14 protein-coding genes are annotated in these 13503 nt (G+C 40.0%); 2 read left to right on the top strand and 12 right to left on the bottom strand.

Going from position 1 to position 13503, the window contains the following annotated elements:
• Positions 1-59 precede the first annotated feature (59 nt).
• The 10 genes from kdnA to H5125_RS04630 form a co-directional block, all read right to left on the bottom strand.
• Complete coding sequence (gene kdnA / locus H5125_RS04675) at positions 60-1244, bottom strand: 8-amino-3,8-dideoxy-alpha-D-manno-octulosonate transaminase KdnA (protein ID WP_011637227.1); 1185 nt, start codon at positions 1242-1244, stop codon at positions 60-62.
• Between the two features lie 169 nt (positions 1245-1413).
• Complete coding sequence (gene can, locus H5125_RS04670) at positions 1414-2028, bottom strand: carbonate dehydratase (protein WP_101087601.1); 615 nt, start codon at positions 2026-2028, stop codon at positions 1414-1416.
• Between the two features lie 109 nt (positions 2029-2137).
• The gene (locus tag H5125_RS04665) at positions 2138-2986 is read right to left on the bottom strand and encodes an alpha/beta fold hydrolase (RefSeq protein WP_182743663.1); all 849 of its coding nucleotides are present in this window, start codon (positions 2984-2986) and stop codon (positions 2138-2140) included.
• A 35-nt stretch (positions 2987-3021) separates the two neighbouring features.
• A complete protein-coding gene (locus H5125_RS04660) occupies positions 3022-3732 on the bottom strand; it encodes a M15 family metallopeptidase (RefSeq protein WP_182743662.1) in 711 nt (236 codons plus the stop codon).
• Entirely contained in the window at positions 3723-4856 is a 1134-nt protein-coding gene (dapE, locus tag H5125_RS04655) for a succinyl-diaminopimelate desuccinylase (RefSeq protein WP_220487226.1), read from the bottom strand. Before dapE ends, H5125_RS04660 begins: the two co-directional genes overlap by 10 nt.
• The gene (locus tag H5125_RS04650; protein ID WP_182743660.1) at positions 4856-5197 is read right to left on the bottom strand and encodes an ArsC family reductase; all 342 of its coding nucleotides are present in this window, start codon (positions 5195-5197) and stop codon (positions 4856-4858) included. Before H5125_RS04650 ends, dapE begins: the two co-directional genes overlap by 1 nt.
• Positions 5198-5472: 275 nt before the next feature.
• Positions 5473-5982, bottom strand: coding sequence for a PTS glucose transporter subunit IIA (gene crr, locus H5125_RS04645; protein ID WP_101087606.1), 510 nt, complete (start codon positions 5980-5982; stop codon positions 5473-5475).
• Between the two features lie 81 nt (positions 5983-6063).
• A complete protein-coding gene (ptsP, locus tag H5125_RS04640; RefSeq protein ID WP_101087607.1) occupies positions 6064-7785 on the bottom strand; it encodes a phosphoenolpyruvate--protein phosphotransferase in 1722 nt (573 codons plus the stop codon).
• Between the two features lie 12 nt (positions 7786-7797).
• On the bottom strand, positions 7798-8055 hold the full coding sequence (locus H5125_RS04635; RefSeq protein WP_182743659.1) for an HPr family phosphocarrier protein: 258 nt from the start codon (positions 8053-8055) through the stop codon (positions 7798-7800).
• 334 nt (positions 8056-8389) lie between these two features.
• Positions 8390-10006 carry a methyl-accepting chemotaxis protein gene (locus H5125_RS04630; RefSeq protein ID WP_162024329.1) on the bottom strand — a complete coding sequence of 539 codons (1617 nt, stop codon included), beginning with the start codon at positions 10004-10006 and terminating at the stop codon, positions 8390-8392.
• Between the two features lie 275 nt (positions 10007-10281).
• On the opposite strand from H5125_RS04630, the gene H5125_RS04625 reads away from it, so the two are divergent.
• On the top strand, positions 10282-10992 hold the full coding sequence (locus H5125_RS04625; protein ID WP_101087609.1) for a DUF3334 family protein: 711 nt from the start codon (positions 10282-10284) through the stop codon (positions 10990-10992).
• Between the two features lie 145 nt (positions 10993-11137).
• Here H5125_RS04625 and H5125_RS04620 read toward each other — a convergent pair whose 3' ends face one another.
• Positions 11138-11545 (bottom strand): hypothetical protein, encoded by a 408-nt coding sequence (locus H5125_RS04620; protein WP_101087610.1) that lies wholly within the window; start codon positions 11543-11545, stop codon positions 11138-11140.
• Complete coding sequence (locus tag H5125_RS04615; protein ID WP_082707333.1) at positions 11542-11982, bottom strand: T6SS effector amidase Tae4 family protein; 441 nt, start codon at positions 11980-11982, stop codon at positions 11542-11544. The genes H5125_RS04620 and H5125_RS04615 overlap by 4 nt, the downstream gene beginning before the upstream one ends.
• Positions 11983-12327: 345 nt before the next feature.
• Here H5125_RS04615 and H5125_RS04610 point away from each other — a divergent pair, with 345 nt between their 5' ends.
• Positions 12328-13365, top strand: coding sequence for a LacI family DNA-binding transcriptional regulator (locus tag H5125_RS04610; RefSeq protein ID WP_101087611.1), 1038 nt, complete (start codon positions 12328-12330; stop codon positions 13363-13365).
• Positions 13366-13503: the final 138 nt, after the last annotated feature.

Genomic DNA, 13503 nt, shown 5'->3' with positions numbered 1-13503 from the left:
CATTGAGATAAGTACTGTAAAAAGTGCTCTGAGCCATCACTGACCGAGAGGCATCAATGCTAGGCAAAAGCGCGTTTGATATTTTCAATACGTTCAGCTATTTGCTCATCAGTCCAAGACAACTTGATCAACATCGAAATCGTTCGGCTCATGATAGCGTCAGATTTAGGTGTCAGCACTTTAGTGTAGTCAGGGCGATCAGCGATTAGCATAATAGGTAATGCGGCAGGTGCTTTAAGTTCTTGGATGTGTTTCCAATTTTTAAGGTAATGCCAGTTGTTAACATACCAGTAAAAACAACCATCAACTTTGTTGGCAGCCAGCTTTTTATTAATTTCTTGAGTGCGTTCTTCTGTTGGCATCATAAATGTTAAGAAGCCTGCAGAATCGCCGTCTGGATCTGGAATTTCACGGAAGGTGATTTCAGCAATAGATGCCATAGCATCTTTAATGGTTTTCTTATTTTTACGCTGAATAGCAATGATTTTATCAAGCTTACGTAATTGTGCTAAACCCATTGCTGCATTCATTTCTGAAATTCGGAAATTCAAACCCATAATTGGGTGTGATTCTGCACCACGATCATTACCAACATGGTCATGACCGTGATCTGAAAACATGTGTGAGTGGTTATAAATTTCGCTATTGTTAGTGACAATCGCGCCACCCTCACCACAGGTGATGGTTTTAACTGAGTCAAATGAATAACAACCTACATCACCGATGGTGCCCAATGCTTGGCCTTTATAACTGCCACCGATGGCTTGACATGCATCTTCTAAAATCACCAAGTTATGCTTTTTACACACCGCTTTGATTTCGTCCATCTTCGCCATAGAACCACACATATGAACAAGGTTAATAGCCTTGGTACGTGGTGTGATGACAGCTTCAATACCTTCTGGAGATAAACATAATGTTTCGTCAATTTCAGCAAAAATAGGTACAGCACCGGCCATAAACACGGCTTCAACAGAGGCTACGAAGGTAAATGGAGGCACAATAACTTCATCGCCAGCACCAATGCCCGCTGCTGCCATTGCAGTTTGTAATGCAGCAGTACCGCTTGATACTAAATGAGCGTGTTTCACGTTCATTTTTTCGCAAAGTAGTTGCTCCATGTCGCGGGTTTTCCAGCGATCATTACGCATATGGTCGAAGTTATAACGGAAGGTAAAACCGTTCTCCATTACGTCAGCAACTTCCTGCTTTTCTTCAGGACCAAATAATTCAAAACCAGGCATGGAAATCATCTCCTAAAAATTCTGCGCATAGTAGCGCTAAATAAACTGGATGATTATAACGTTCTTCAGTGGTGGTTCGCGACTTTTATTGCATATTTTTAATAACAATAAACAAAGGCCTGCTAAATAACAGGCCTATTAAAAGTGTAAATGGAGATAGAAGGCAAGGTTAAGCTAAATTGCGCCCATGAAGACGGTCGATTGTCACGTCTAAATCTGTGAGTAATCCGTTATTAATTCCGTAAATCCAACCATGTATTGCAACATCTTGGCCACGATCCCATGCTTCTTGAACGATGTTGGTCGACACAACATTTGACACTTGTTCCATCACATTAAGCTCACACAGGCGATCAAAACGCCCTTGTTCACTCATCGATTCAAGAGCATCCTCGTGAATACGATAAATGTCACGTAAATGTCCGAGCCAATTGTCAATCAGGCCCAGTCGCTCTTTATTCATTGCCGCACGAACACCACCACAGCCATAATGCCCAACGACCATGATGTGCTTTACTTTTAGTACATCGACAGCATATTGCAGCACTGATAAACAATTTAAATCTGTGTGAATGACCATATTAGCGATGTTACGGTGAACAAACACTTCACCGGGTAATAAGTCGATAATCTGATTAGAAGGCACTCGGCTATCTGAGCAACCAATCCATAAGTATTCTGGGTTTTGTTGTTTTGCCAGTTGCGCAAAAAAGGTAGGATCTTCTTTATTGATCCGTTCAGCCCAACGGCGATTATTATCAAATAATGGTTTAAGAAGTTTCATGAGCGCTCGAATTAGGTCGTTTTTTACCGGTAAGGTATTACAGGTAATATGTCATTTTGTAATGAGTATATCAGCAATGCCGACGGATCTGGTCTATCCATTGAGGTGATTAATTAAAATTAACTTTACTCAAAAAATCAACAAGATGCTGATTAAAAATGGCTGGTTTTTCGATGTTAGCTAAGTGACCAGCTTGTTCAATGTGCAATAATTGACTGCCATCAATACAGTCATGCATTAAATAACTTTCCAGTGCGGTACGCAAATAACCACTTAATCCTACGGCCACCAAAGTCGGTAATGTTAATAACTCAACCGATTCGAGTGTGTCACGTTTGAATATGGCCATATTGGCAAATTTAAGTAACGCAGTAAGTTGGGCGCCAGAGTAAGACGTTAATTCAGCGCTAAATTGTGCAACAATATTAGCTAGATTGGGGTCTTGGTTGACCAATTGCTCAATCTCTTTACTAAAATATAATGTGCTAATGGTTTGTGCAAGGTCTGCTGATATAGCTTGGTCGTTGGCAACTTGAGCCATTAACCCTTGGTATTTAACGCAATTAACTTGCGGTTCAAATCCCACAAAACTGTTTAACATCACCAAGCCATTAATGCGAGCCGGTGCATGTAATATAAGCTCTGCCGCAATTGCACCGCCACTACCATGACCTACGATGGCGGCAGAGTTGATTTCAAGCTTATCCATTAACGTTAATACGTTTTGGGCCACATCTTGTAAATTTTCAACAGATTCTGGGATAGTGGTTGTTTGACCATGGCCCCAAAAGTCGATGGCAATACATCGATACTGTGATGACAGTTGGTCAATTTGCGATCGCCACATAGTGCTATTGGTGAGTAAGCCATGACAAAAAATAACAACAGGTCCATGTCCTTCATCTAAGTAATACAGTGGTTGATTATCAATTTCTATGTGATGCATTAAAGTGGACATAACAAACTCATTCAAAGAGGAAATGCGCGCAAACATTAAGCCGGAGAGGGCGCAACAAAGAAAACATAATGATTAACTAACTCTGTTAGCCGTTCAATTAAGGGTGATTTTAACGATATTTCTGCCGCAGACAACACTTTTGCAAATTCATCTGCGCTAAATTGCTCCAACAACTCATTAGCGACAGGAAAATAGCTCATGTGCCATGGCTCAGGACTAACGCCACTTAAATCAGGTTGATAGGGGAAATAAAATCCAAACTCAGCAGCATGCGAGATAAGCCATTGATGTAGAGGAGCACAAGGGCCATCGGCGGTATATTCTGCAGTGATTAACTGCAGTGCTTGTTTGCTAATGTTATTCGCATCATATATATCGAAATCGGTACCCCAATGATGCCGAGATGCGCCAGGGAGTGCAGACCATATCAAAATGGTATCAATCAGCTGTTGGGGCGTGAGTGACGTAAACTCAACTGGATTTGAGTCTTGGTCGAGTAATGGTCGCTGACCTGTGGCTTTGGCGTTCCAAATACTCAATTGACGATCAAATGGTCTATATGCAGAACATATTTGTACATTAAACCCCGCAGCAGATGCCGCGTTCTGCAACTGCTGAAATGCAGTTGCAGTGCGTTGTTCAAGCAAAAACTGTCCTACTGAAACTAAATGACGATCGTCTAAACCGTATAGTTTAGCTTGCTCGTTAGGGATATCAATCGAAGAAAACTGTGAGCTTATTTGCACAATAGCTTTTCCAAAATGCGTTCATAGCAATTAGCTAATATTTCTAAGTCGGCCACGTTGACACATTCATTCACTTTATGAATTGTCGCGTTGACTGGGCCTAACTCCAACACTTGTGCGCCAGTTGGTGCGATGAAGCGACCATCTGAGGTACCACCTGAGGTTTGGGGGTCGGTTTCATAACCTGTGACTTCGCGAATCGCTTCCCGTGTGGCATCAAGCAGTGGACCGTCACCCGTTAGAAACGGTAAACCATTAAATATCCAGCTGATATCATAATCTAAGCCATGGGCATCAAGAATACTTACCACCCGTTGGATTAACTCTTCAGCGGTCACTTCGGTTGAGTAACGGAAGTTAAACATCACGGTTAATTCACCGGGGACAACATTAGATGCCCCTGTACCGCCATTTATATTAGCAATTTGGAAACTGGTTGGTGGGAAAAACTCATTACCGTTATCCCAATGCATTTGTGCGAGTTCAGTTAGTGCTGGAACCGCGTTATGAATAGGGTTGTCGGCTAAATGTGGATAGGCAACATGGCCTTGAATTCCGTTAACGGTTAAGTTGCCCGTTAAGCTGCCACGACGACCATTTTTGACGACATCACCCAATTTATGCGTTGATGAAGGTTCGCCAACTAGCGCCCATGTCATTTTTTCATTACGAGCTTCGAGCGTATCAATAACCCGAGTGGTACCGTTAATAAAAGGACCTTCTTCGTCACTGGTAATTAAATAAGCAATAGAGCCGTTGTGGTCTGGATGCTTAGCAACAAAACGTTCAGTCGCGATAATCATCGCGGCTAATGATCCTTTCATGTCTGCTGCACCGCGACCATGTAAATAGTTATCAATGATGGTCGGTTCAAACGGAGGAGTATGCCAACGGTTAAGATCACCAGTAGGCACCACATCGGTATGACCTGCAAAGCAGAAAACCGGATCACTGTTCCCTCTTCTTGCCCACATATTGGTGGTGTCTTCAAAAACCATTGGTTCAATGTTAAAACCAATGGCGGCAAGGCGATTGGCCATTAAGGTTTGGCAACCTTCATCCAATGGTGTCACCGATGGACGTGAAATCAGATCTTTTGCTAATTCAACTACATCATTATTCATTATGCGAACCACGCTTGGTATTGAGCTAGGTTAAAACCAACCAGTAATTTATCGTTATTGACGAGAATAGGGCGCTTAATTAATGTTGGATGTTGCACCATTAAGGCAATGGCTTTGTCTTGAGTGATATCCGTTTTATCTGCATCAGATAAACCACGAAAACTGGTGCTACGTTTGTTAAACAAGGTTTCCCAACCTACAACATCAGCCCACTGCGTAACCATGGCTTCATTTAGGCCATCTTCACGGAAGTCGTGAAACGTGTAATCAATTTTTTCGGCTTCAAGCCATTTGCGCGCTTTACGAACGGTATCGCAATTTTTTATGCCGTATAAAGTCAAAAGAATACTCCATTAATGTCGATAGGGGTGTCATGTAGAGGCTTGGCTCTATAGATAAGCCTGAAAAAGTGCCTTATGTAACACTGATATCATTGAATGCATTTAACAACATTGTGGCATTGTGAAGCGGCTTGGACAAGCCGAAGACGGTGTTTTGAAAAGATTTCATAATATGCAACCTACGCTCACTTAAGCTGAAGGTTGCATATTATCGTGGCGTAATAGTTTACGACACGATTGAGTAGAGGTATTAAATAAATCGAACCAATTTGATGTTACATTTGCACCGTAAAAATAATATCTTTACCCGCAATAACGCTGCCTTGGGCCTTATCTAATTGTTTAACGTCTTCCATATTGGCCAGCACTACCGGAGTGAGCAAACTATCAACTTTTCCGCGTAAGTAAGCTAAATCGAAAGACAAAATCGGTTCACCGGCTTTAACTTGCTGACCTTCCTCGGCTAAACGCTTAAAACCATTGCCTCTAAGTTCAACGGTACCAACCCCAAAATGCACAAACAGCTCAAGCCCTTGTGGAGACTCAATACTAAATGCGTGGTTGGTTTCAAAAATTTTACCTATAGTGCCATCAATCGGGGCAACAATAAATTCGCCCTTAGGGTCGATAGCAATCCCATCGCCAACAATTTTTTCAGCAAATACCACGTCGGGTACTTTTTCAATTGCAACAATATCACCCGATACAGGTGCATAAATGGCAATACCACCCGTTAATGGTGGTTGGCCGGAAATAAGTCGTCTAATGCGGCTTAAAAATCCCATAAGAACAAGCCCCTTTTATTAATATTTTTATGCGCTTAATTGTAAACGGCTCTGTCAACTTTACCAACTTTATTCGTGTGATTAATCGCAATCATGTGCAAAAGCGTTAATGGCTTTACGAATTTCAGTAATTCGAGTTAACAAAGCAATGTGTTGTGCATGGCGGACAAATTTTGTGTAATTACCTTTAATCAATGCCACTTTTACGTCTAATAAATTAGCCGGGTTGATACTCAACTCATCAAGCCCAAGTCCGACTAACAAAGGTAAGACGTATGGATCGCTGCCAAGTTCACCACATAAAGAGACTTTAACGTTTGCCTGTTTACAGTGGTTTATGGTGATGGAAATTAATTGGATAACAGCAGGTGATAAAGGTGGATATTGTTTGGCTAAATGCGGATTAGTTCTATCGGCCGCTAAAGTATACTGAGTTAAATCATTGGTGCCGATACTGACAAAATCGAGCAGTGGCAGCATGCTGGGTAGGTTCAATACCGCTGCTGGGGTTTCAACCACAATGCCGTAACTCAGGGTACCAAAACCTTTTTCTTGTTCAATTAATTCTGCTTTGGCACGTTCAATTAATAAAAATGCGGCGTCAAGTTCTTCAACCTGGCTTACCATCGGAAACATTAATCGAACCTGGCCATGATTCGCCGCCCGAAGTATCGCTTTTACTTGGGTGATAAAGGTCTCTGGGTGCGCCAAACTATAGCGAATACCACGAATGCCAAGAGCTGGATTATCTTCGTTGCTTTGCGGCAAACAAGGGATCTCTTTATCTGCGCCGATATCAAATGTTCGAATGGTCAGTACGTCACCTTGTAAGCTATGAAGGGCGTCACAATAGAGTTTATATTGTTGCTGCTCATTAGGTAGCGCTTTGGCATTCATCAATAAAAATTCAGTACGAAACAAGCCAATGCCTTGTGCTCCGACTTCGGCTGTATGAGATATTTCACTCAGATTACCCACATTGGCCAGCAAAGTGACCAGATGACCATCATTGGTTTGACTGGGCTTATCTTTATAAATCATTAACGCTTGGCGACGCAGTAACTCTTGTTGTTGTTTTTGCTTTAATTGGTCGAAAAGTTCAGGTGATGGGGCGATATGTAACTCACCAGACATACCATCTAAAATAAGCTGCGAGCCATCTGTAATAGGGTCTTCAGATTGTGAAAACTGATAATTGAGTAATGCAGGAATTCCTGCTGCCCGAGCCAAAATGGCAGTATGGCTTGTTAGGCCTCCTGATTCGAGAATAAGTCCAGTAATGTGGGTTAATGGCAATATGGCAAATTCAGCAGGGGTTAAGTCATCTGCGAGTAAAATAGTGTCTTCAGTGAGTGTTGATAAATCCCATTGCAAATGGCCATGCAAAGCACTGGTGAGGCGTTTAGCCAAACAAATTATATCACCGCTACGATTGGCCAAATAAGGGTCGTCTAATGACAACATTTCTGCAGCATGTTGATTAAAAATACGATCAACTGCGACAGCTGCGCAGACTCTAAATTGCTCAATATGTTGATGTAGTTGCTGCTGCAGCTCCTCATCTTCAAGCAACATAATATCGCTATCAATCAGTTGGAAATTATCACAATCTGGGCACAGGTGATGTTGGCAGTGTTGTAAATGTGCAATCAAGTGATGAATTGCCTGGGTTAACTGTTGCTGTTGCTGGTCAATTTGTTCAATAGAAAGCAGTTTAAAATCGAGTGGTGGCAGTTGGGTGGTAATAGTCAATGCTTTACCAAAAGCGATACCTGCAGATACAACGATTCCATTGATTGACATAACGTTGTCCTATTAACTAAGCGTAATCAGCATTGAGGCTATTTTGTCAACGGCTGCTTGGCCGTGTTCACCTGACGCTAACACCGTCACAGACATGCCTTGGTAAAGGCCTAATGTTTGCAACTTAAATAAACTTTTCGCACTGGCTTGTTTTCCATTACATTCGACCATAATGTCGCAATCAAACTCTTTTGCCTCTTTTACCAGTAATGCCGCTGGACGGGTGTGAATACCGTGAGGAGCAACAATGGTGACCGTTTTATGATACATAAACAACATACTCTGTAATGAATGACAACTAAATACTCATCGGATTAAGTATCAATATTTCAATAAGCTAGTCGAAAGTACTCACTAGCCATTTGGTTGAAAAATGCTTGTAGAACCCAAGTTTTTAATCTGATGGAGACAATATACCCTAAAGTCAGAAGGGCTAAAAGTGATGTTCGACTCGAAATGATCGGCGATGTAATCATCAGGGATATAAGCCAATAATGGCAGTGCTAAGAATGAGAGGGTTTAGCAGGTAAAAAACTAAGGCTTTTGGGGCTGACATTTGCAATGCTCCGCCTGACAAGCCTTAGTTAATAAATCGTTTTATTAATTATATTTTAAATTGCCCTAGTGTTTTGCTCATATCAACACTAATGGCTTGCAACGATTGCGCTGCCTGGCTGTGGGTTTCGTTAGCGGTTAACGACTGTTCGGTGAGTTCAGAAATGGTATTGACGTTGACATTGATGTCTTCGGTAACCAATGCTTGTTCTTCAGTGGCACTAGCAAGTTGTGCTGTCATGCCACTAATATTATCGATGAGTGCTAGAATTTCGATAATTGCATCGCTTGACTGAACGGCTTTTGACTGTAACTGAGCAGACTCCCGTTGGGTATGAGTAATGCTGTCGATAACCGATTGAATACCCGTTTGGATCTGACTAATAATTTTATTGATTTCATTAGTCGATGACTGAGTTCTATTCGCGAGTGCTCGTACTTCATCTGCCACTACAGCAAAGCCTCGACCATGTTCACCGGCTCGTGCTGCTTCAATGGCGGCATTGAGCGCAAGCAGGTTAGTTTGATCTGCAATACTGCCAATAACATCAAGAATACTGCCAATCTCAGCGGATGAATGACTCAGTGTTAGTGACACTGTTTCAGCTTGATGTAATTCATGGACTAAACTTTGTGTTTGTTCAACGGTTTGTTGCATCAATTTTTGATTCTGTTCCGCTTGATGTTTTACATTAGCGGCACCGTCAGCTGCATCTTGTGTATTTCGTGCCATTTCTTGGCTAGTCGATAACATCTGGTTGATAGCCGCGGCGACACTTTGGGTTTCACTATGCACTTGATTCGCGCTTTGATTAGATGACTTTACGGTGTCTAATAAATGTATGGCTTCATCATTTAAGGTATGCCCGAGCGGTTGCAAATTAGCCACCATATTGGCAATTTTAATCACAAATTGATTGAATGCATCAGCCAATTTAGCCACTTCGTCGTTACCTTCAGTCGACAAACGCTGGGTCAAGTCACCTTCACCTTTGGCTATCTGTTCCATCGCATCGATAGTGACGTTAAGAGGTTGGGTAATGGAATGATTCAACAATAAAAAGAATGCAAAAATAGGCACTGAAATAATCATCATGATAATAAAATAATCAATAATGATACCCGTCATGCTTTCATTAACATCGTTGACGTTAGCTTGAGTGATTAAGGTCCAATCAAGGGCTGAATAATACTGCGCTGCGACTAATACTGTTTGAGGCTGATTTTGTTGGTCGACAATAGCAAGTTCATTTTGTGCGATGTTGTTTTTTTTGGCGTTAGCGATCAATTGTTGATATGAATTAGAACCGTTGAATGTTGCTAAATTGGCAAGTGGTTTACCGATAGAGTTTTGATTAAGCGGATTAACAATAATGCGGTCTTGGTTATCAACAATGATAAAAGCTTGATGATCATTAACCTCAATTTGACTGGCAAATTGGCTTAATATTTCAACCGTAGCGTCCGGCTTAGCCAATTTAAACGCATCAAGAGTGCTACTTAATTGGCTGACTTGTCCACTTATCTGCTTATATTTTTCCTCAATTAAATGATTATATTGTTCTTTAATTGAAAAAGAACCGAAAACCACAGTGCCTACAGCAGCTAAAGCTAACATAATGAATAAGCGCTTTAAAATGGTTAAGCGTCTTAATAATCCAATCATCATCAGTCCTAATTCAAACAATCCATACAAAGTTGTGCGATTATAATGAAAATATGAAAAAACATAAGCTTGAAAGATTGTTTTTGTGAGCAAACAGCTGATTTTTACATTTGTTAATTGAATGTGTTTATTTGTAAAAAATTATTGATTATCAAATGATTAGTGTACCATTAAGTTTGATTGGTTAATTAACATGCTAATCGATTGTTTTAATTTTGATTTTTTTTTGATTTACCCGCAAGATTAGCTTAATTAATGGATAAGGTACCTACGTTATGAATTCATCTTCTACAGTCAAAAATGACGACATTTTACTTAAACTTTGTCATTCTGTTTCTCATGTTCTGTCTAGCACTAGTGCGAGCCATATTAGTCATGCTGGGATGGTTCAAAGTATTTCTCGTACCCGTTTAAAGCCTGATTTGGCGTGTTTTTCCATTTTCGACGGCGGCTTTTCAGGTTTAGTTGTTATCAATTTTTCAGCTGCTGCGGCTATTGAAATTTATCGCCGCTATATGATCAACATGGGCATGCCTGAAACAGAACTCGCGTTTTCACATACTTCTGATGATGTCAGTAATGTTATGGGCGAATTAATGAACCAAATTTTGGGTGATTTTATTGGTAAAATATCGAAAGAATTGCAAACATCAATTAGCCAAAGCCAACCTAAAATGTTGGTTATCAATAAAGAGTTAACTATTTCTATCGATACAAACCTCGATAATGCAGTTGCCAGACGAGTGTCATTTAAGACTGAAAATAATCATATTTTTTATCTTGAATTCGCCATGGATAAAACTGAGTTTATACGCTCAGCAGACTTTGAAATGGACGAAGAGTTTGATTTGGATTCGTTAATTGAAACTCATGGTAAAACAGCGCAAGTCAGCACTGTAAAATCAAAAGATGTATTAAATGATCCCAATATTAAAGGCATTGTTGTCGATGACGCAGATGACTTGCTTAGTGAACTTGGATTATAAGTAATGCAGATTGAGAGACATAACCAAATAAGCAATTCATCTTGGTTGTTTCTCTCGATTTTGGCCATCTTGGTTGTTAATTTCTTTATTGAAGCTCTTTAAAGACATTCAACTTATAGCGTTAGAATCTTATTACCAGAAAAATTTATTGTTTATTATTTAAGAAGTGACGGTAGACCTTTTCATCTAGGCCAATTGTTGGACACGTTAACCCTTTATCTCTTACAGTTGAAACAGTCATCTTGCCATCAGTGATAAACACTGCTTGTGATTGTAATGAGCATTTATCAATCGCTTTCACTTGCCATCTTTTGAGTTCATCTAAAGCTGCAGGCGCACCAGCAACAATATAAACTTTCACATTATTGTATTGATAAAAATAACGCCCATCGTCATTAACCTTTACGAGAGAACATGGTGTTTTTAGTTGTAAAGAAATATGTTGAGTATCTTTATCGAAAACGCATTGCCCTGAATCATCGTTCAAACTGACATGAGCGTTAGCACATGACATTAACAATAATGATCCGAGTAAACCAAATGGTCGAATCATGCTGACATTTCCCAGAACCATATTTGCTCTCCTAAATTAAGCCAGTCAGGATCTCCAGCCTTTAAATATTCACCATCCCATAAATCAATATGATCAGTATTTCCCCAACCATTCATTATAAAAACAATGCCTTTTTTATCTTTTAAAACAGATAGAGCATCGTTTTTAAGGACTTGTTTGTTACCAACAAATGTACAGCTAGCAGAGTCAATCCAATTTGCAAGTTCTTGTGCAGCAAGGATATGCCTTGGTGTATGTTTTAAACCAGGATAACAGCGACGTTGAGGATACATTTTATCAAAAGATGAAATATCGATTCCAGACGCTTCTAATGACACACCCATACGGATAGCACATTGATTAGCGAATAATGTTTTGTCGCAAGGGTTGCTGGGATAAGGATGGTTAACCCATAATTTATTAAATTGAATAAGCATGTTACTAAGTCCTTTTAAATGAATAATTAACAATACCACCTTCTTAATGTTAAAAAAATTACCCATAGTAATTACTGATAACTTAACTTAACATATGATAATAGATACCTAAAACCAAAGTAAATGATGTAGTTAACTACCCCCATTTACGTATTCAGCTAGCTTAAGTTGGCTCATTACTATGAAATGATAGAATTATGAATAAATATTTTAAGTGAATAAACTACAATATTTATAAATTTCATAATAGTAGAGGCTAACTATTTTTTTAAATCATTATTAAAAGCAAATGTGGGTACTTTCAGTTTCAAACCTTCACCCATTAACTAAAGGCGATGCAGAGAAATGACATCTAAAGCGACTTCTATTGATATAGCTTACCGTGCAGGCGTGTCGCAATCGACAGTGTCTCGTGCGTTAAGAAACAGTCCATTGGTAAATTTAGAAACGCGACAGCGTATTCAAGCCATTGCAAAAGAACTCAATTATAAAGTCGATAAAAATGCCAGTAACTTACGCATGCAAAATAGCCATACGTTAGCATTGCTAATTTGTGAAGATCCTACTAACGATGAGTCGATGATCAACCCATTTTTTCTCTCTATGCTGGGTTCGATTACTCGAGCAACCGCCCGTCAAGGTTATGATTTATTGGTGTCATTTCAGCAGCTTTCAACGGATTGGCATGCAGATTATGAAGACAGCAATAAAGCCGATGGTATTATTTTATTAGGTTATGGCGATTATATGGATTATGCCCATAAACTTGATAAGCTTATCGAAAAAAATACTCACTTTGTTATCTGGGGAGCTGAGCATAACAATAAAGCGGTGTTGTCTATTGGTTGCGATAATCATCAAGGTGGTTTTGTGGCCACGGAGCATTTGCTCGGGTTAGGGCATAAACACATTGCGTTTTTAGGTGACTCGTCAAGTCGCAGCCCTGAATTTCGCGACAGATATTTAGGTCATGTTGATGCTTTAAAATCTACCGGTATCGAAGCCGACAAACAGTTACAGCATGACGCTATTAATACCGAAGCCTCTGGCTATCATGCCGCCAACGTATTATTAGATAGCGGCGTGACATTTGATGCTATTTTTACTGCGAGTGATCTTATTGCGATAGGGGCCATTCGTGCATTGAAAAAGCGCGGTGTTGTAGTGCCAGATCAAGTTGCTGTAGTGGGATACGATGATATTCCAGTGGCCAGTTTTGCCAATCCGGCGTTAACAACCATAAAGCAAGATACTCAGTTCGCAGGTGAAATACTTGTCGAAAGTGTGTTGAAGTTAATCCGTGGTCAAGAAGTTAGCCAGCGATTAATCAAGACCCATTTAGTGGTGCGTAGTTCATGTGGTGCAAATGTTGAAGATAATTAGATAATTGATATTAAGTGCATTGAATACTTTATGTAGTGCTATTTTTGTTTATTTACAGAAGCTTGGCAAACTAATGCTCTGAGTTAAGATCACTTATTTTACAGTAACAACTTACGTGCTCATATCATTAAATCGCTT

This window comes from Shewanella sp. SR44-4 (assembly GCF_014163715.1).
GTDB lineage: Bacteria > Pseudomonadota > Gammaproteobacteria > Enterobacterales > Shewanellaceae > Shewanella.
Note: the sequence above shows the minus strand (reverse complement) of the source record. Positions and strands in the feature narration are given on the sequence as shown.